This is a genomic window from Kitasatospora sp. NPDC090091, from assembly GCF_044747365.1.
GTDB lineage: Bacteria > Actinomycetota > Actinomycetes > Streptomycetales > Streptomycetaceae > Kitasatospora.
This window is the reverse complement of sequence record NZ_JBIVDY010000020.1, coordinates 120,736-138,726: the sequence shown is the minus strand read 5'-3', so window position 1 is coordinate 138,726 and position 17,991 is coordinate 120,736. Positions and strand designations below refer to the sequence as shown.

The window sequence follows — 17,991 nt, the reverse complement described above, 5'->3', positions numbered from 1 at the left end:
CGTGGAGCCGCTGCGGTCGGCGTGCGACGACCACGGACCGCCCGTCCGGTGGCGCCCCGGGTCACTTGGTCGGGAAGTGCTGCTTCTCCACCAGGACGCCGTCCTTGAAGCAGAACCGGATCACGCTGTCGTCGCCCCAGCTGCCGTCCGATTCGGCCGCGATGAAGTGGCGGCAGTGGGAGCCGGCGGGTGGGGTCGGGCCGAGGTGCTCGTAGTCCCTGGTGAAGAAGCCGTTGCCGGAGGGCAGCCGGCGCAGGACGTCGGCCTCCGCGCTCCCGACCTCGATGGAGTCGTAGAGCGATCCCTTCACACTCGACTCGTCGAAGGCCTGGATGAAGGCGATCACGCCCCAGACGATCAGGCCCAGCACGGTCAGCACGACGAGCACCCCGCCCACCGCGCAGCCGATCGCTGGGCTGCGCCGGCGCTGCTCTCCCGGGCCACCGGCGACGGGCGGCAGCCCGTCCACTGTCCAGTCGTCGACGCCGGCCGCCGGGCCCGCGGACGAACCGTCGGCCCCGCCGCCGGAGCCGTCGTAGGGCAGCAGGGCGGCGAGCCGGAAGCCCGCCTCCGCGGTCGGGCCGGCGTGCACCATGCCGCCGACCAGCCGGGCCCGCTCGCGCAGGCCGGTCAGCCCCTGGCCGCCGCTGACCACGGCCGTGCCGCCGCCCACCCGCGCGCCGACCGGCTCGGGGGCGGGCGGGTTGGCGACCTCCACCACCAGGGCGTCCGGCTCGTAGCGCAGCGCGACGGTGATCGGGGCGCCGGGCGCGTGCTTGTGCGCGTTGGTGAGCGCCTCCTGGACGATCCGGTACGCGGCCTGACCGACGCTGGCGGTCAGCTCACGCCGCTCTCCGTCCTGGCCGAAGGCGACGTCCGTGCCGGCCGCGCGGGAGGACTCGACCAGCTCCGCGATCCCCTCCACGCCGCCGCGGCCCGCGCAGCCGAGGGCCGGGCCGGGGCCCTGCGCGCTCGGCACGGCACTCGACTCGTCATGCAGCACGCCGACCACGTCGCGCAGCTCGCGCATCGCCGCGACGGCCGCCAGCCGCAGCACGCCGACCGCCTCCCGCTGCCTGTCGGTGAGGGTGCGGTCGACCTCCAGCGCGCCGGAGTGGACTGAGATCAGGGCGAGCTGGTGGCCGAGGCTGTCGTGCATGTCCTGGGCGATCCGGTGCCGCTCGCGCAGCCGGGCCTGGTGGGCGACCATGGCACGCTCGCGCAGCAGTTGCTCGTTGCGCTCGCGCAACGCGTCCGTCAGCGCCCGGCGCTGCGCCCGGTAGCGGCCCCAGAGTCCGGGCAGCACCGCGAGCAGCAGGTAGGCGCCCAGCGAGAGCCCGGCCAGTGCCTTGAGCGGTACCGAGCCGGCCTCCTTCACGATGCCGATGCCGGCGATCAGCAGGTATCCGGCGGTGAACGAGCCGACCAGCACCCCGACCCGCTTGATCCGGGCACCGGCCGACCAGCCGGCGCAGACCAGCAGGAGCAGCGGACCGGCGCCCGCACCGGCCACCGCCGCGGTCAGCACCAGGACGGTCGAGGGCAGGCCGCGCCGGAGCAGGAAGAGCAGTGCGACGGCGGGCCCGAAAGCCAGGTAGAACTCGGTCTTGCCGACGTAGTCCAGCAGCGTCGCGAGTGCTCCCAGCACCAACGCGAAGCCGACCTCGCGCACCACCAGACCGGTCCGCCAGGGACCGGGGAGTGCCGTCCGTACCGCCTTCGACCAGGCTCTTACCAGTGCATCCACCCGCCGAGGCTAGCGAAGCGGGCAGCCCGGGCGCCTTCACCATTCGTCGCGACCGCCCCCCGACGAAAGTCGCGAGCGGGAGTGCCGGGGGCCCGGCCCGGTCTCGTCGTCCCTCTCCCGCCGCGCCCGCGCGGACGCGTGATCCGGTCGATCCGGCCGACACCGTGCCGCGGCCTGACCACTTGTTGTCGACCGGCCCCGGAAGAGACGTCTCCGCCCGTCGGTGGATGCAGGATTGAACCCGTCGGGCCCGACACCGAGCACAGCCCTGAAACAACTTCCTTTGACACCAAGGAGAATCCACCCATGCGCAAGCCCTGGGCCCTTCGCGCCGCCACCCTCACCGCCGGTGCAGGTGCCGCCCTCGCCCTGACCGTCGGCTCCGCCGGCGCCGCCACCGCCCCCAGCACCGTCAAGCTCGGCGACACCGGCCCGGCCGTCACCTGCATCCAGCAGGCCCTGAACTACTCGATCAATTCCGGCCTCACGGTCAACGGCAGCTACGACCAGGCCACCGCCGACGCCGTCGCCAGGTTTCAGCCGATGAACCACGTGCTCATCAAGAACAGCCAGCTGCCGGCGACCGGCATCGTCGACGCCGCCACCGGGGACAAGCTCTACCAGACCGTGTGGTTCGACTTCATGATCGTCAACCCCGGCGACAACGCCGGCCGGAGGGCCTGGATCAGCGGCAGCTGCCCCACCCTGATCCCCCGACTCCCCCGCTGACCAACGCACCGCCCGTAGGTCTGTGAGCCCTCCCCGCACCACGCGGGGAGGGCTCGGTGCTTCCGCCCCCGGGTGAGGAGATCTCGCGTTCTCCGCAGCTGCACAAGTTGTCAACTTGCGGTCAGCCAGCCCCGGAAGAGACCCCTCCGCTCGTTGGTAGACGCAGGATTGCACCCGTCGGGCCCGACACCGAGCACAGCCCTGAAACAACTTCCTTTGACACCAAGGAGAATCGACCCATGCACAAGCCCTGGGCCCTTCGCGCCGCCACCCTCACCGCCGGTGCAGGTGCCGCCCTCGCCCTGACCGTCGGCTCCGCCGGCGCCGCCACCGCCCCCAGCACCGTCAAGCTCGGCGACACCGGCCCGGCCGTCACCTGCATCCAGCAGGCCCTGAACTACTCGTTCAACTCCGGCCTCACGGTCAACGGCAGCTACGACCAGGCCACCGCCGACGCCGTCGCCAAGTTCCAGCCACTCCGGTACGACGACCTCAAGCAGCTGCCGGCGACCGGCATCGTCGACGCCGCCACCGGGGACAAGCTCTACCAGACCGTGTGGTACGACTTCATGCTCGTCAACCGCGGAGACAACACCGGCCGGAAGGCCTGGCTCGTCGGCAGCTGCCCCACCCTGATCCCCCGACTCCCCCGCTGACCAACGCACCGCCCGTAGGTCTGTGAGCCCTCCCCGCACCACGCGGGGAGGGCTCGATGCGTCCGCCCCCGACGGAAGGACCGCACGTTCCCCGCGGCTTCACAAGTTGTCAACTTGCGGTCAGCCATCCCCGGAAGAGACCCCTCCGCCCGTTTGTGGACGCAGGATTGCACCCGTCGGGCCCGACACCGAGCACAGCCCTGAAACAACTTCCTTTGACACCAAGGAGAATCGACCCATGCACAAGCCCTGGGCCCTTCGCGCCGCCACCCTCACCGCCGGTGCAGGTGCCGCCCTCGCCCTGACCGTCGGCTCCGCCGGCGCCGCCACCGCCCCCAGCACCGTCAAGCTCGGCGACACCGGCCCGGCCGTCACCTGCATCCAGCAGGGCCTCAACCTTGAGATCAATGCCGGCCTCACGGTCAGCGGCAGCTACGACCAGGCCACCGCCACCGCCGTCGCCAAGTTCCAGTCGCTCCGGGTCTTCGGCCAGAACCCGCTCCCGCAGACCGGCGTGTTCGACTCCGCCACCGGGGGCCGGCTCTACCAGGCGACGTTCTACGACGCCGGCGTGGTGAGCCCCGGGGACTACAACGGCAGGGTCAAGTGGCTCTTCACCGACAAGTGCCCCGAGAAGATCCCGCACTGATCATCGGACCGGTTCGGAACGCCCTATGCGCCGTGACGGCGTGACGGCGTGACGGCACAGCAACACGGTCCCGGACCGGATTCGCGGTGTGCGCACACCGCGGATCCGGTCCGCCTCAGGACCGCCGGCCCCCCGGGAGGCGGCCGTAGGCCGTGAGCAGCAGCGCGACGTCGTCCACCCGTTCCGTGGAGCCCACCTCGCGCAGCAGCCGCTCCGCCATCCGGTCCAGCTCGCCGTCCGCCGGGTCGCCCTCCCCCGCGCCCGACACGAGCTCGCCGAGCGCGAGCCGCAGCCGGTCCACGCCCTGGTCGATCGCGATCGCCGGGTCCTCGACCAGCCCGTCCGTGTAGAGGGCGATCAGCGATCCGCGGGCCAGCTCCAGGTCGCTCACCGGGTACTCGGCCAGGTGGTCGATGCCGAGCAGGGGCCCGCCCGCCACGTACAGCGCCTCGGTGCTGCCGTCGGGGTGGCGCACCACCGGGGGCAGGTGCCCGGCGCGGGCGACCAGGGCGCTGCCGTCGCCCGGGGTGAGCCGGATCAGGCAGCAGCTGGCGAGCAGGCCCGGGTCCAGGTCGAGCAGCAGGAGGTTGGTGCGGACGAGGACCTCGTCCGGCGCGTGCCCGCTGGTGGCGAAGGCCCGGACGGCGCTGCGCAGCTGGCCCATGGTGGCGGCGGCGCCGACGCTGTGGCCCTCGACGTCGCCGATGACCAGGGTGAGGTCGCGGCCGGTGACGATGGCGTCGTACCAGTCGCCGCCGATCTCCATGCCCTGGGTGCCGGGCAGGTAGCGGGCGGCGATCCGGACGTCCTCCAGGACGGGCAGGCGGTGCGGCAGCAGGGCCTGCTGCAGGCCGCGGGCGAGGGTGAACTCGGCGTCGTAGAGCCGGGCGCGCTCCAGCGCCTGGGCGATGAACCCGCCGAGGCCGGTGAGCAGGCCGCGCTCCTCCACGGTGAACGCGCGGGGCTCGTCGAAGCCGATGATGCAGCTGCCGACGGGGTGCCCGGAGGCGATCAGCGGCAGGAACGCCCAGGCGCCCATCTCGTCGAGGGCGATCCCGGGGTAGGCGGCGGCGAGGGCGCGGACGTCCTCGAAGAAGATCGGCGCGCCGGTGCTGAGCGTCTCGGCGCCGGGCACCCGGGCACCGGTGGGGGTGCCCTCGAAGCGGTCCAGGAACCCGTCGGGGTAGCCGCTCTGCGAGATCAGGTGCAGTCGCTTGTCGCGAACGGCGTAGATGGCGAGCTCCTGGCCGCCGAAGGCCGGCAGGATCTGGTCCTCGACGGCGCGGCAGACCTCGCGGACGGTCACGGCCTCGCTGAGCGCGCTGGCGAGCTGCAGCAGGTGGTACATGCCGCCGACGCCGGGGCGGGCGCCGAGGTCGGGCTCGGGCTCGGTCGGCTTCCCTGAGCGGCCGGGCGGCGGCTCGGCGGCGACCACCCGGCCGGTGACGCCGTGCGCGTCCGGGTAGAGCGAGAAGGCGAACCAGTCGTCCGGCGGGCGGGCCGCCAGGAAGGCGGTGGGCTGCTGGGAGAGCATCGCGGCCCGGTAGCGGTTCTCGTAGACCGGGTCGGAGAGCCAGGACAGCACCTCCCAGGGGTGGTGGCCGACCAGGTCCTCGCGGCGGGTACGCAGCAGCAGCTCGACGCTGCGGTTGGCATAGGTGATCCGGCCGTCGGGGTCGAGCGAGAAGACGCCGTCGTGCAACCGCTCGACCGCGGCCGCGGCGGCGGTGCCGGTGCGGGTGTCCAGGACGGCGCCGACGAGGTGGGCGCGCCCGTCGGGAACGCCCTCGGGGACGCGGGCCCAGAGCTCGACGGGGTAGGGGTGGCCGTCGCGGTCCAGCACCCGGACCCGGGCGGCCAGCATCCGGCCGTGGTCGAGCGCGGCCCGGGCGGCGGCGCGGAACTCGGGCAGGTCGCCGGGGGCGATCCGGGTGGCCAGGCTGGCGGCCCGGCCGTCGAACTCGGCCGGGTCGAAGCCGAGGATCTCGCAGAACTGGTCGTCGGCGGAGAGCGCCCCGGTGGCCACGTTCCAGTCGAAGAGCCCGACCCGGGTGGTGGGCGGCCCGGGGGGTGCCAGCTCCACCACCGCGGTGTCGCCGTTGGGCTCGACCGGGTACCCGGCTCCCTCCAGTTCAGCCAGCCCGGCGGCCAGCCGGTCGGCCACCTTCCGCAGGTGCAGCCGCGCCTCCTCCGGCACCCCCTCGTCGGAGGAGGGCCAGAGTGCGCTCACCACCCCGTACCGCTGCTCGCCCGTGCGGACCGGCACGCAGGCGGAGGCGTAGTCGTAGGGCAGGCCGACGGCCAGCTGCGGGAAGCGCCGCATGGTGTCCTCGGTGTCGGACAGCGTGACCGTCCGCCCGGTGCGGTAGCACACCGCCACCGGCATCGGGCCCGCCGCGGCGACCCGGCGGAACGCGCTCATCAGCGAGAGCGGCACGCCCGCGATGGTGCAGAGCACCAGCGAGCGGCGGTCGCGCGAGCGCAGGTAGACCAGCGCACCGTAGGCACCGGTGCTTTCGAGCGCGTTGCGGACGGTCGTGGCCAGCAGGGAGTCCCGCTCGTGGGCAGCCCGGGTGGCGGCGTCGCTCTGCCGCGGACGGCGCGGGTCGGGGCGCGTCGCCCGGGCACTAGCGGTCGGCTGCGGACCGGACGGGTCCGCCGGCACACCCTGGCGCATCCTCTCTTGCTACGCCGGGGTCAAGGGACTGTCAAGACGAGCCCCGGCCGCCCCGGGGTGCCCACCCGCCCCGGCTGCGCCAGCATGGTGGGCATGCCGCCCACCCCCGGCCCCGCTCCCGGCCCGACCACCGTGGTCAACCTCAAGGGCCACCGCGACGACCCGGACTACGCCGACGTGGTGTACGTCGGGCGCGCCATGCACCGCGGCGGCTGGCACCTGGCCGAGTCCCCGCTGCACTGCCCGTACCGGCCCGGCCCGGACCTCACCCGCGAGGAGATGCTCGTCCGCTACCGCGCGTACCTGCTCGACCGCCCCGAGCTGCTCGCCCTCGTCCCCGGGCTGCGCGGCCGCCGTCTGGGCTGCTGGTGCGTCCCGCTCCCCTGCCACGCCGACGTCCTCGCCGACCTCGCCGACCACCCCCCGAGGGAGGCGTAACCGCAGGCCGTCCGCAGACGCATCCGGCGGTCCGTCCCGGGCGGGGAGCGCCCGGGCGCCTGCGAACGACCGGGCACCGCTCGGATATCCTCCGTCGGAACGTGCAGCACAGCGGCTGCCCAGGGGGAATCGAGTACGGAGATGCAGCACCCGGCGTCCGGGCGGACCGACGCGGCCGAGGCCGCCTCCTGGCAGTGGGACGGCGACGCCGGGGGAGCGCCGGAGGCACCGGCCGACGTGATCGGCGGTGGCCGCGGGGACGACGACGGGCCGTGGCCGAGCCGGCGCCGGCTGCTGCTGGGCGGGGCCGGGGTCCTCGCGGCGGGCGCGGCGGCCTGGGCGTTCGGCCGCTCGGGCGGCGACGCCCCGGAACCGGCACCGAAGCCGCAGCCCACCCGGCTCAGCGGGCCGGCCCCGCTCTGGTCGTACCGCGGGCCCGAGGGGATGACGCCCGAGCGGCTGGGCGACCGCCCCGCGCGCCCGCTGTTCCTCTCCCGCGCCGGCCTCCAGGTGCTCGACCCCGCCACCGGCTCGGTGCTGCGCACCCTGGCCCTCGACGCGCCGAGGTCCGACTGGCCGAGCGACACCGACCTGCCCGGCCTGCGGGTGGTCGTCTCCGGCGACCGGCTGTTCACCGCCTCGCCGGGCCACCTCGACTCCCGCCACCTCACCGAGCCGGCCGCCGAGTGGAGCCTGCCGCTGACCGAGGAGCTGGGCACCAGCGCGACCCTGTTCGGCGCCGACGGCGACATCGTCTTCGGCCGGGCCGAGTCCCGGCCCTTCCTGGGAACCGGCAATCTGTTCGCCGTGCGCTACCCGGACCGGGCGGTGCTCTGGTCCCGGGCCTCGACCGGCGCCGAACGGCCGTTCTCCCCGGCGACCCCGGCGGGCGGCCGGATCCCCCTCCTGGACACCTCGGCCGGCGGCGGCCGGCTCGTCCTGATGGAGACGGCCACCGGCCGGCGGCTCTGGGAGGTGCCCACGGAGGTCGGCCTGGGCTGGGCGGTGGCCGACGAGCAGCACGTCTACGTCCCGCGCCACCCCGGTTCCGTCCGGGCGCTGCGGGTGGCCGACGGAACGCCGCACTGGTCGGTCGAGCCCGGCCCCGCCGACTCCAGCCGCTGCCTGCCGCCGGTGACCTCCGGCGGCACCGTCTTCGTCCCGCGCGACAACGGCCTGGTGACCGCCCACTCCCTCGCCACCGGGGAGCGGCTCTGGGGTGTCCCGCTGCCGTTCCGGCTGGACCGGCGCAGCCGCCTGCTGGTGGCGGGCGGGCTCCTCCTGGTCCCCGGTCCGGCCGCCTCGGGCGTCCAGGCGCTCGACGCCGCCACCGGGGAGGAGCGGTGGACGTTCCGCGACTCGGGCCCGGGCGTGGACGTCTGGTCGCTGGCCGCCGACGACCACCGGCTCTACGCCGGCCACGACGACGTGCTGCACGCCCTCCCGCTCGCCTGAACGGCCGTCCACGGCCCCCGTCCGAGCCGCCGGTGTCCCGGCCGGGGCCCATCTGACGCAGCCGGACGCACCTCGACGGATCCGCCCCCGCGGCCCCGCCCCCGCCGGGGCCGGGGCAGGATGGGCGGGTGCAGGTACACCCGATCTCGCCCGACCGGCTCGCCGAACTGCTCGCCGACCGCATCGCCGCCCTGCCCGGGGCGGACGGCACGTGGCAGCGGGTGGCGGTGGACGGCGCAGCCGCCGCCCGGCCCGCGGCACTCGCGGACGCGCTGGTGGAGCCGCTGCGGCTGCGCGGTCGCCCCGCGCTGCGCGTCTCGGCCGCGGACTTCCTCCGCCCGGCCTCGGTCCGGCTGGAGTACGGCAAGCAGGACGCGGACGCCTTCCACGACCTCTGGCTCGACGACGGCGCCCTGCTCCGCGAGGTGCTCGCCCCGCTGGACCCCGGCGGCACCGGCCGCGTCCTGCCGTCCCTGCGCGACCCGGTGACGGACCGCTCGACCCGCGCCCCCTACCGGGAACTGCCGCCGGGCGGCGTGCTGTTGCTGGACGGCGCGCTGCTGCTCGGACGCTGGCTGCCGTTCGAGCTGGCCGTCCATCTGGCGCTCACCCCGGCCGCCCTGGCCCGTCGCACGGCGCCCGAGGAGCAGTGGACGCTGCCCGCCTTCGCCCGCTACGAGGCCGAAACCGGCCCGGCCGAGGCCGCCGACGTCACCGTCCGGGTCGACGACCCCCGCCACCCGGCCCTGGTCGAGCACGGATAGAGAGCGTCCGTTCCGTCTGCGCTTGACGCCCCGGCGGGCCGCTCAGCGTGTCGGGCGGCGGGCACCGGCGCCGGGCCTGACCGCCTCGGGGGCCGGGCCGCGCTGGCAGTACGGGCACCAGTAGGCCACCCGCTCCTGCGGCGGCGTGCCCTGGGCGGCCGTCAGCACCAGCGTGCCGCAGCGCGGGCACGGCCGCCCGGCCCGTCCGTACACCCAGTGCCGGTAGCCGCGCCGGGTGTCGCCGGTGGTGACGTGGCCCTCGCGCAGCCGGTTGGCGTCGAGCAGCTGCCGCGCCCGCTCCACCAGGCGGTCGGCGCGCGGCAGTTCGCCGACCGCGGTCCACGGCGTGACGCCGGCCAGGAAGCAGAGCTCGTTGGCGTAGACGTTGCCGATGCCGGCCAGGTTGCGCTGGTCGAGCAGCGCCTCGGCGACCGGTCGGCCCGGGTGGGCGAGCAGCCGGCGCACGGCCTCCGCCGGATCCCAGTCGGGGCCGAGCAGATCCGGCCCGAGGTGGCCGACCGCGCGCTCCTCGTCCGCGGTGCGCAGCAGTTCGACGACGGGCAGCCGGTAGCCGACCGCCGTCCCGGCCTCGGTGGCGAGGACGGCGCGGATCTGCCAGGCGGGACCGCCGGCCCACCGCTCGCCGGGGCGGTAGACCTCCCAGCGGCCGTCCATCCGCAGATGGGTGTGGAGGGTGAGGCCGCCCTCCAACCGGGTGAGCAGGTGCTTGCCGCGCGGGGTGACCTCCAGGACCCGGCGGCCGGCGAGGCCGGCGGTGGCGTGGGCGGGCACCCGCAGATCTGCGGTGGTCAGCACCCGGCCGGCGAGGGCCTCGTGCAACCGGGCCGCCACGCGGAAGACGGAGTCACCTTCAGGCATGCCTCCATCCTGCCCCCGCCCGGCCGATCCACAAGACAGGGCCTGTCTCGTCTAGTCCTCGCGGACCACGACGACCGGGCAGGGTGCGTGCTCGGTGAGGTGGCGGCTGACCGATCCGAGCAGCGCACCGGTGAACCCGCCGAGGCCCCGGCTGCCGACCACGACGAGCGCGGCGCCCTTCGCGGCGTCCAGCAGCGCCTTGGCGGCGTTGCCCGGCATCACGGCCTCGGAGATCAACACCCCGGCGTCGTCCCCGGCCACCCGCCGGACCGTCTCGGAGAGCGCCTGCCCGGCGAGCTCCTCGGGGTTGAGCCCCTCGGGCGGGGGCGCGCTGAGCCCGGCCCAGCCGTAGAACGCCGGGTACTCCCAGGCCGCGATGGCGTGAACGGTGCCCCCGGTCAGCTTGGCGTACCCGATGGCCCAGCGCAGCGCCTGCTCCGAGGCGGGTGAGCTGTCCACGCCGACGACGATCCGGGGTTGCGCGCTGTTGGCCATGCCGCTGCTCCTTGCTCGGTTTGCCCGGCCCCGGCTTCCCGACCGAGCGGGCGGCCGGCCCGCTCTGCCCGAGGAAGCCCGACGGCCGACTCGACGCCCCAAACATAGATCAATACGGACATTCCCCCGCCGGCTGGCACGCCGGTGACGCCCGGCGCTGTCGAACCGTGTGCCCGCGCAGCCGGCGGGTGGCACCGCACGGGCCCTGCACCGGCCCTGCACCGGCCCTGCACCGCCTCCGCGCCGGCCCCGCGCCGGCCCCCGGAATTGGTACTGGCGGGTGCACGGGTCCCATCACCCGCGCACCCGCCAGCGTTTCGCGGACGGCGCTCCGCCGGCCGCCCCGCGGACCCCCGCCGGACACGGCAGGAGCTCCGGAGACGGCTGTCGGCCGTCAGGCCCGGTAGGCGGCCCAGGAGTTGGCCATCCTGGCGACCTGACCGGCAGTGAACTGCGTCATGCAGGAGTCGTACGTGTAGTCCATGAAGTTGTGGATCGGGTCGACCCCGCTGGCGGTGCAGGTGTCCCGGCCGGTGGGGCACTGGAAGGCCGCGCTCTTCTCGGCCGGGGTGTCGGAGACGTAGTCACCCTGGCCGCTGCAGCCGCCCTGGAAGGTGTGGTAGAGCCCCAGCCAGTGGCCGACCTCGTGGGTGGCGGTGTCGCCCTCGTTGTAGTTGGCGGCCGAGCCGCCGGGGAACGAGGAGTCGAGGATGACCACGCCGTCGTCGGACGGGTTCGACCGGTACGAGCTCGGGAAGGTCGCCCAGCCGAGCAGCGACTGACCGAGCTTGGCGGTGTAGAGGTTGAGGGCGTTGGCGCCGCCCTTGCGCAGCGAGGTCTTCATCGACTTCTCGGCCGAGGAGCCCGGGGTGATGCCGTTGTACCAGGTCGCGTTGTCGGTGTAGTCGGTCGCGACCAGCTGGAACTGGAACTGGCTCGGGGTGTTGCCGGCCCCTTGGCCGCTGTAGGCGGCGTTCAGGACGGAGATCTGCTTGGCGATCGTCGTGGCGCTGAGCTTGCCGGTCGACCCGGAGTGGACGACGTGCACGTACACCGGGATGGTGGTGGCGGCGGCCAGTGTGCCGGGGGCGAGCAGCGCGTTGCCCTGTGCGGAGTTGGCCAGCTTGGTGAGCCGGGCCTGCAGGTCCGCGTCCATGGCCTTGGCCTGGACGTCGGAGACGGCGTTGGGCTCCTGGCTCGTGGCGCTGCCGGCGGGCTTGCGGGCGGCCGCGTCCTGGCTCGCACCGCTCTCGCCGGCGACGCACTGGGCCGCGGAGGGGGCCTGGGCGGCGGCGGTGGAGAACGCGGACGGCGCGGCGAACTGGCTGAGGCCGAGGGCGGCGACGAGGGCGGCGGCGCTGAGGAATCTGCGGGGGACACGCGAGGGGACGCGGGCAGAACGACGCATCTGCGCTCCTGAAAGGGAGTTGTGGGGGGCGGCGGCCGTTGGGGGGCCGCCGAATCCTAAGGCTACGCAGGGCCGCGTGTACGCGTCAGTTCTCTTTCGGCCTGAAAGTTCTGACGACAAATCGGACGGCGCCCGGAAGCCCGATCGATCGACGCCGGTCTCAGGTGGAGCATTTCCGGTGTCCAGCGATCGGGGTGATGCCCCCGAGTTGTCCGAAAGTTGACTTGCCGTCCGCCCGACAGGGCCTCCGGAGAGGCACCCCGGACGGCTCGGCGGAGGCCCCGCACCGCCTCGCCGAGACTACGACGCCACGAAGACGATCTCCCGCAGGGCGCGCGCACCGGCCCGGTCGAGTACCACGGCCGACGCACAGCCGGCGGGCGGTTCCCCCGTCCCCGCCAGCCTGCGGCGCAGCCGCCCGGCGGCCTTGCGGTGCCGGGCGAACGCGTACGCCGAGACCCCCTGACCGCGGGCGCGCTGCCCCTCCCGGGCCTCACCGGGGGTGGCGTCCAGCAGGATCAGGTGCACCCGCCGCCCCTGCCGCGCCGCCGCGCGGGTCAGCCAGAGCCGCACCCAGGGCAGCGCGCCGCAGTCGTGCACCGCGACCGGCCCGCCGTCCAGCACCGCGCGGCGCAGCCGTCGGTAGTGCGCGACGCGGACCAGCGGCCGGTAGACGAAGTACGGCAGCTTGTCGGGCAGCCGCTTGGCGAACTCCTCCCGCACCTGCTGGGAGTCGACCAGCCCGGCCCGGATGCACCGGCGCATCAGGGTGCTCTTGCCGCTGCCGGGCAGCCCGGAGACGACCAGCAGGTCGTCGGCGCGGTAGTGCAGGGCGACCGGCGCGTCGGCGGGGCCGTCGGGGGCGGCGTCGGCACCGCCCCGGGCCGCCCGGCGCAGGTCGTGCAGGCCGCGCGGCCGCAGCACGGGCCCGGTCGCGCACTCGCCGGCCGCGCAGTCCCCGGCTGCGCGCTCGCCGGCCGCACGCTCGCCGACCCGGTCCACGGCTCTCGGCACGGGCGCCTCGGCCCCGGACACCTCGACCTCTACCACCGGCACTCCCCCTGACTCCCCGGCCTCCGCCTCGCAAGGAGCCTTCCCTGCTCAAGAGAGAGTAAAGACTAGTGCTCAGGCAGGGGCCGACCCATGACCTTCACCGACCGGCCACAACACCGCACCCCCGCCCACCCGTGGCGGCGGGCGGGGTACCGGGGCCCCGGCGGGCGGGCGAGGGGCGGGGTACCGGGGCGCGCGAGCGGGGCGCGGGCGCCTCCGCAGTCGCCCCCCCGCGCCCCGCCGCGCGCCGCCGGGACGGTCAGCCGAGCTGCGGCGCGACGCGGGAGGCGATCAGCTCCAGGTGGTCGAGGTCGTCCAGGTCCAGCATCTGCAGGTAGACCCGCTCGGTGCCGACCTCGGCGTAGCGGCCGATCTTCTCCACCACCTCGTCCGGCGTGCCGGCCAGCCCGTTCGCCTTCAGCTCGTCCACCTCGCGGCCGATCGCCGCCGCCCGGCGGGCCACCTCGGCGTCGTCGCGGCCCACGCAGGCGACCAGGGCGTTGGAGTACACCAGCTCGTCCGGCCGGCGGCCGGCCTGCTCGACGGCGGCCCGGACCCGGCCGAACTGGGCGGCGCTCCCCTCGATCGAAGTGAACGGCAGGTTGAACTCGTCCGCGAAGCGGGCGGCCAGCGCCGGGGTCCTGGTCGGCCCGGTGCCGCCGACCAGGACCGGGATCTTCTCCTGGGCCGGCTTGGGCAGCGCCGGCGAGTCGGTCAGCCGGTAGTACTCGCCCTCGAAGTCGAAGGTGTCGCCGAGCTTGGTGCCCCAGAGCCCGGTGATGATCGCCAGCTGCTCCTCCAGCCGTCCGAACTTCTCCTTGGGGAAGGGGACGCCGTAGGCGGTGTGCTCCTCCTCGTACCAGCCGGCGCCGAGGCCGAACTCGACCCGGCCCCCGCTCATCGCGTCGACTTGGGCGACCTGGATGGCGAGCACGCCGGGCAGCCGGAAGGTGGCGGCGGTCATCAGGGTGCCGAGGCGGATCGTGCTGGTCTCGCGGGCGAGGCCGGCCAGCGTGATCCAGGCGTCGGTGGGGCCGGGCAGGCCGCTCACGCCGCCCATCTTCAGGTAGTGGTCGGAGCGGAAGAAGGCGCTGAAGGCGCCCAGCTCCTCGGCGGTGCGGGCGACGGTGAGCAGCGTGTCGTAGCTCGCGCCCTGCTGGGGTTCGGTGAAGATTCGAAGATCCATAAGGGCCATTCTGGTACAGAGCACCCCCGCACTCCGGGGCGATCCGCCGATCCGGCCGCACCTGCATCGGAACGCCGCCGCGCGGCGGGCGCAGCGCCGGTCGGAACGCCGCCGGCCGGCGTCCGCGCGCCCCCGGGGTGGCCAAGGTCTCAGCACCGATCCGCCGCGGGCTGCCGTGCCCGGCGGGCCGGTCGCCTACCGTGGACGGATGTTCGCCATGCCCGACGAGTTTCGCCGGCGCTCCGCCCAGCAGCCGGCGGGGTGCCCCCTTCCCTGGATCGCCGCCGCCTTCGGCCCGCGGCTCGCCGGGCCTGCCGTCGAGCCCGGCTTCGTCGCGGCGGTGGACCAGCACGCGGCGGCCGTGCGCGAGCTGCTGTACGCCCAGGGGCCCGAGCTGCTCCCCCGCCGTCTGGACCGTACGGAGCTGTCGGACTACGCGCTCGGCCTGCTCGACGCGCTCGCCGAGAGCGGCCGGCTGGACCGGCCGGCGTACGAGTACGCGGTGCACCGGCTCACCGCGGTCTGCTGGCTGGCGCGCGAGCACGGCCTGCTCGCCCCCTAGCCGTCCCCTGTGCCGTCCGTCCCCTGCGCGCCACCCCTGCCGGCTTTCTTGTCGCTTCCTGATCGTCCCCTGGCCATCTCCTGACCGTCGCCGGAACCACCCGGGCGCGGCCGGGGCGCCGCCGCGTACAGTGGCGGTCCACGGACGGAGAGCAGGGCGGGGCGGTAGCGCATGAGCAGGGACGGCGACACGGCGCACACGGTCGGAACCGGCCGCGAGGCCGGCACGGGCGGGCACCGCGCCCTGGTCTGGCGCGAGCTGCCGGAACAGCCGGCGGCCGCCGTCCTCGTCCTGCACGGCGGCGAGGAGCACAGCCTCTCCCGGCCGGGCCCGATCAACCTGCCTGGCCTGCGGATGCAGGGCTTCGTCCGCGCACTGCGCCGCGAGACCGCCAGGGCCGGCGTGGCGATCGGCACCGTCCGCTACCGCCACCGCGGCTGGAACGGCGAGCGCGCCGACGCCGGCCGGGACACCCGCGCCGCCCTCGGCGACCTCGCCGAGGAGCTGGGCCGGGTGCCCACCGTCCTGGTCGGCCACTCGATGGGCGGCCGCGCCGCGCTCTACGCGGCCGGCCACCCGAACGTGACCGGGGTCGTCGCCCTGGCGCCGTGGTGCCCGGCCGAGGACGCCTGCGAGCAGCTCGCCGACCGGGACGTCCTGATGCTGCACGGCGACCGCGACCGGGTGACAGCCCCCGCCGACACGCTCGCCTTCGCCGTCCGCAGCCGCGCCGCCGGGGCCCGGGTCTGCGGATACACGGTGGCCGGCAGCGGCCATGCGCTGCTCCAGCGGATCGGCGACTGGCACCGCGCCACCGCCCGCCTCGGCGCCGGCCTGCTCGGCCTGCGCGACCTCCCCGCCGAGACCGCCGCCGCTCTCGCCCTGCCCGCCGGCTCCGAAGACGCGCTCACCCTCCCGCTCCCGCCCCAGCCCCGCACTCCCGCTCCCCGGCCCACACCCACGACGCTGCCCACCGACGCCTGACCGGGGGGCCACCGCGGTCGGCGCGACCGGCCGCGCCACACGACGACGGCGTGTACCGGTCGGCCACTACCAGGGCACGACGTTCCCCAGGTGGTCGACGAAGTGGAGGCCGGGCTTTCCGCGGTGGCGCTCGATGGTCTCCGCCACCCCGGGGACGCTCTCCTCCACGCTCAGTTCGGCCTCGGGGCCGCCGAGTTCGGTGCGCACCCAGCCCGGGTCCATCAGCAGCAGCGTCCGGGTGTCCGCGGCGTGGCGGGCGGCGTGGCAGCGCATCAGCTGGTTCAGCGCGGACTTGCTGGCCCGGTAGAGGTCCTGCCCGCCGTGGGAGTTGAGGCTGATGCTGCCCTGGTCGGAGGACATCACGCCGATGGTCCCGGTCGGCGCGACCAGCGGGCCGAGGACGTCCACGACGCGCATCGGGCTGAGCGCGTTGGTCACCATGACCTCGGTGAACATGTCCGTCGGGACCTCGCCGATCGGCAGGTCGCCGCGGGTGATGGCGGCGTTGACGAAGAGCAGGTCGAGGGTGCGACCGGCCAATACGTCGCGCAGCGCCGCGGTCTGCCCGGGGTCGGTCATCTCCAGCTGCTCGACGGTCAGCCGGCCTCCGGAGGCGTCGGCCAGGTCGTGGAGGCCGGTGCGCCCGCTGCCGCGGACGGTGCCGATGACGTCCCAGCCGCGGCGGAGGAGTTCGGCGGCGAGCCCGAGGCCCAGGGCCCGGGAGGCGCCGATGACGAGGGCGGTCTTGCGCATGTCGGTCATGATCCGAGTCTCCGGGGCCGTCCGACCGGGCGTCCAATACCCTTCCGGGCGCATTGATACCGTGGGGGCATGGATCTGGACCTGCGGAAGCTCCGCTACTTCACCGCGGTGGCCGAGCACGGGCAATTCGGCCGGGCGGCCCAGGAGTTGTTCATCGCACAACCTGTCCTCAGCCGACAGATCCGGGCGTTCGAGCAGGAGTTGGGCTGCACGCTGTTCACCCGGACCACGCGCAGCGTCGAACTCACTCCGGCCGGGCGGCAGTTGTACGAGGAGGCGCGGCGGATCGCCACCGTGGTGGACACCGCGCTGCAGCGCGTCCAGGAAGCCGCGCGGGGCGAGCAGCGGCTGGTCGTCGCCTTCTCGCCCGGCCTGCAGGCGTCGGAGGCGATCCGGGCGTTCACGGCGCGCCGCCCGGAGGTCGCGGTCGACGTCCTCCCGCTGCGCTGGTGGGAGCAGGACGCGCCGCTGCGCGACGGCCGCGCACACGTGGGCCTCCTGCGGCGCCCCTTCGACGACACGGGGCTGCGCACCGTCCCCATCGGCCGGGAGAGCAAGGTCGCCTGCCTGCCCGTGACGCATCCGCTGGCCCACCGCACCGCCCTCACCACGGCCGACCTCGACGGCGAGCCGATCCTCGACTCCCGGACGCGACGCACCTCCTCACTGGAGGAGAAGTTCGAGCTCATCGCCTCCGGGCAGGGCATCGCCCTGGTCCCGGCGAGCATCTCCGGCCGGTACTCCCGCTCCGACCTGCGCTACCTGCCCGTCACCGACTTCCCGGCCGTCGAGACCTGCCTGGCGGTGCCGGAGCGCGACTGCGCGGACCCGGTACCGGAGTTCCTGGCCGTCGCCACCACCGTGCTGCGCCGTGCCGCGGCGGCGGCACTCCCGGCCTCCGTCTGACCGGCGGTCGGGCGCGGGTCAGCCTCCGGCGGGCGTCCTGGGGAGTGCGCGGTGGGCGAACCAGGCGTCGCGCGCCTGGGCGCGGGTGCCGGTCGGGTTCCGGCGGTGCCAGGCGACGGTGAAGCGGTTGAACTCGAACTGCTCCGCGATCTCGCGCGGCCGGGCCACGTCCGGGCGGGTGGCGTGCCAGTGGGCCACCGCGTCCCCCAGGGTCCGGCCGGCGCCCTGGGCGACGAAGTCGCGCATGAAGGCGTCGAAGTGGAAGCCGGGGCCGATCGCCTCGACGAAGTACGCCCGCAGGACCTGGCTGCACCGCTGGCCGGGCGGGATCACGGTGCCGCCGTCGACGGGCGCCGCCAACTGCGCGGTCGCCGGCCGGCGGGGCGCCGGGGCGGCCGGCAGCGGCAGGCCGTCCAGCGCCGCCGCGAGCCGGGCGGTGAGCGCCGTCTTGCCGCCCGACCGCGCGACGCCCATCGTCCGGGCGAGAGCGGTGAGCTCGTCCAGCGTCCAGTACCAGCGCTGCAGCTCGGCCCCGGTGAGGCCGGCCGTCAGCGGCGGTCTGGATTCGGCGACGCTCGCACCGGCGCTCCGGTTCTCGTTCATGGCCGCCATTCTGCCCGTTCCTGCGGACGGGCCTTCGG

The 17,991-nt window shown here is 75.0% G+C and carries 18 protein-coding genes; 9 read left to right on the top strand and 9 right to left on the bottom strand.

Going from position 1 to position 17,991, the window contains the following annotated elements; translation table 11 throughout:
- Positions 1–61 precede the first annotated feature (61 nt).
- Complete coding sequence (locus tag ACIPSC_RS30135; RefSeq protein ID WP_400829986.1) at positions 62–1,747, bottom strand: sensor histidine kinase; 1,686 nt, start codon at positions 1,745–1,747, stop codon at positions 62–64.
- 306 nt (positions 1,748–2,053) lie between these two features.
- On the opposite strand from ACIPSC_RS30135, the gene ACIPSC_RS30130 reads away from it, so the two are divergent.
- From ACIPSC_RS30130 to ACIPSC_RS30120, 3 genes are all read left to right on the top strand, one after another.
- A complete protein-coding gene (locus ACIPSC_RS30130; protein ID WP_400829983.1) occupies positions 2,054–2,476 on the top strand; it encodes a peptidoglycan-binding protein in 423 nt (140 codons plus the stop codon).
- 239 nt (positions 2,477–2,715) lie between these two features.
- Positions 2,716–3,132 (top strand): peptidoglycan-binding protein, encoded by a 417-nt coding sequence (locus ACIPSC_RS30125; RefSeq protein ID WP_400829980.1) that lies wholly within the window; start codon positions 2,716–2,718, stop codon positions 3,130–3,132.
- 238 nt (positions 3,133–3,370) lie between these two features.
- On the top strand, positions 3,371–3,781 hold the full coding sequence (locus ACIPSC_RS30120; RefSeq protein WP_400829977.1) for a peptidoglycan-binding protein: 411 nt from the start codon (positions 3,371–3,373) through the stop codon (positions 3,779–3,781).
- Between the two features lie 115 nt (positions 3,782–3,896).
- Here ACIPSC_RS30120 and ACIPSC_RS30115 read toward each other — a convergent pair whose 3' ends face one another.
- The gene (locus tag ACIPSC_RS30115) at positions 3,897–6,458 is read right to left on the bottom strand and encodes a SpoIIE family protein phosphatase (RefSeq protein WP_400829975.1); all 2,562 of its coding nucleotides are present in this window, start codon (positions 6,456–6,458) and stop codon (positions 3,897–3,899) included.
- A gap of 93 nt (positions 6,459–6,551) precedes the next feature.
- Between ACIPSC_RS30115 and ACIPSC_RS30110 the strand changes: the two genes are divergently transcribed.
- The 3 genes from ACIPSC_RS30110 (at position 6,552) to ACIPSC_RS30100 (ending at position 9,115) form a co-directional block, all read left to right on the top strand.
- Positions 6,552–6,896, top strand: coding sequence for a DUF4326 domain-containing protein (locus ACIPSC_RS30110; protein WP_400829972.1), 345 nt, complete (start codon positions 6,552–6,554; stop codon positions 6,894–6,896).
- A gap of 141 nt (positions 6,897–7,037) precedes the next feature.
- Positions 7,038–8,351 carry a PQQ-binding-like beta-propeller repeat protein gene (locus ACIPSC_RS30105; RefSeq protein ID WP_400829971.1) on the top strand — a complete coding sequence of 438 codons (1,314 nt, stop codon included), beginning with the start codon at positions 7,038–7,040 and terminating at the stop codon, positions 8,349–8,351.
- A gap of 128 nt (positions 8,352–8,479) precedes the next feature.
- Positions 8,480–9,115, top strand: a complete 636-nt coding sequence (locus tag ACIPSC_RS30100) for a uridine kinase (RefSeq protein ID WP_400829968.1) — start codon at positions 8,480–8,482, stop codon at positions 9,113–9,115.
- Between the two features lie 42 nt (positions 9,116–9,157).
- Here the strand turns inward: ACIPSC_RS30100 and ACIPSC_RS30095 are convergent, their stop codons facing one another.
- The 5 genes from ACIPSC_RS30095 to ACIPSC_RS30075 form a co-directional block, all read right to left on the bottom strand.
- A complete protein-coding gene (locus ACIPSC_RS30095; protein ID WP_400829965.1) occupies positions 9,158–9,994 on the bottom strand; it encodes a DNA-formamidopyrimidine glycosylase family protein in 837 nt (278 codons plus the stop codon).
- Positions 9,995–10,045: 51 nt separating this feature from the next.
- The gene (locus ACIPSC_RS30090; RefSeq protein WP_400829961.1) at positions 10,046–10,489 is read right to left on the bottom strand and encodes a universal stress protein; all 444 of its coding nucleotides are present in this window, start codon (positions 10,487–10,489) and stop codon (positions 10,046–10,048) included.
- 394 nt (positions 10,490–10,883) lie between these two features.
- On the bottom strand, positions 10,884–11,897 hold the full coding sequence (locus ACIPSC_RS30085) for a zinc metalloprotease (protein WP_400829959.1): 1,014 nt from the start codon (positions 11,895–11,897) through the stop codon (positions 10,884–10,886).
- 300 nt (positions 11,898–12,197) lie between these two features.
- The gene (locus tag ACIPSC_RS30080) at positions 12,198–12,953 is read right to left on the bottom strand and encodes an AAA family ATPase (protein ID WP_400829955.1); all 756 of its coding nucleotides are present in this window, start codon (positions 12,951–12,953) and stop codon (positions 12,198–12,200) included.
- Between the two features lie 256 nt (positions 12,954–13,209).
- Positions 13,210–14,136 (bottom strand): LLM class F420-dependent oxidoreductase, encoded by a 927-nt coding sequence (locus ACIPSC_RS30075; RefSeq protein WP_400829951.1) that lies wholly within the window; start codon positions 14,134–14,136, stop codon positions 13,210–13,212.
- Positions 14,137–14,353: 217 nt separating this feature from the next.
- Here ACIPSC_RS30075 and ACIPSC_RS30070 point away from each other — a divergent pair, with 217 nt between their 5' ends.
- Together ACIPSC_RS30070 and ACIPSC_RS30065 are read left to right on the top strand one after the other, a co-directional pair.
- Entirely contained in the window at positions 14,354–14,698 is a 345-nt protein-coding gene (locus ACIPSC_RS30070) for a DUF6401 family natural product biosynthesis protein (RefSeq protein WP_400829949.1), read from the top strand.
- 171 nt (positions 14,699–14,869) lie between these two features.
- Positions 14,870–15,682, top strand: a complete 813-nt coding sequence (locus tag ACIPSC_RS30065) for an alpha/beta hydrolase (protein WP_400829945.1) — start codon at positions 14,870–14,872, stop codon at positions 15,680–15,682.
- 66 nt (positions 15,683–15,748) lie between these two features.
- On the opposite strand, the gene ACIPSC_RS30060 is transcribed toward ACIPSC_RS30065, so the two are convergent.
- A complete protein-coding gene (locus ACIPSC_RS30060) occupies positions 15,749–16,444 on the bottom strand; it encodes an SDR family NAD(P)-dependent oxidoreductase (RefSeq protein WP_400829941.1) in 696 nt (231 codons plus the stop codon).
- A 69-nt stretch (positions 16,445–16,513) separates the two neighbouring features.
- Here ACIPSC_RS30060 and ACIPSC_RS30055 point away from each other — a divergent pair, with 69 nt between their 5' ends.
- Positions 16,514–17,350 carry a LysR family transcriptional regulator gene (locus ACIPSC_RS30055; protein WP_400829938.1) on the top strand — a complete coding sequence of 279 codons (837 nt, stop codon included), beginning with the start codon at positions 16,514–16,516 and terminating at the stop codon, positions 17,348–17,350.
- 18 nt (positions 17,351–17,368) lie between these two features.
- Here ACIPSC_RS30055 and ACIPSC_RS30050 read toward each other — a convergent pair whose 3' ends face one another.
- On the bottom strand, positions 17,369–17,953 hold the full coding sequence (locus tag ACIPSC_RS30050; RefSeq protein WP_400829935.1) for a DUF6434 domain-containing protein: 585 nt from the start codon (positions 17,951–17,953) through the stop codon (positions 17,369–17,371).
- Between the last annotated feature and the right edge of the window lie 38 nt (positions 17,954–17,991).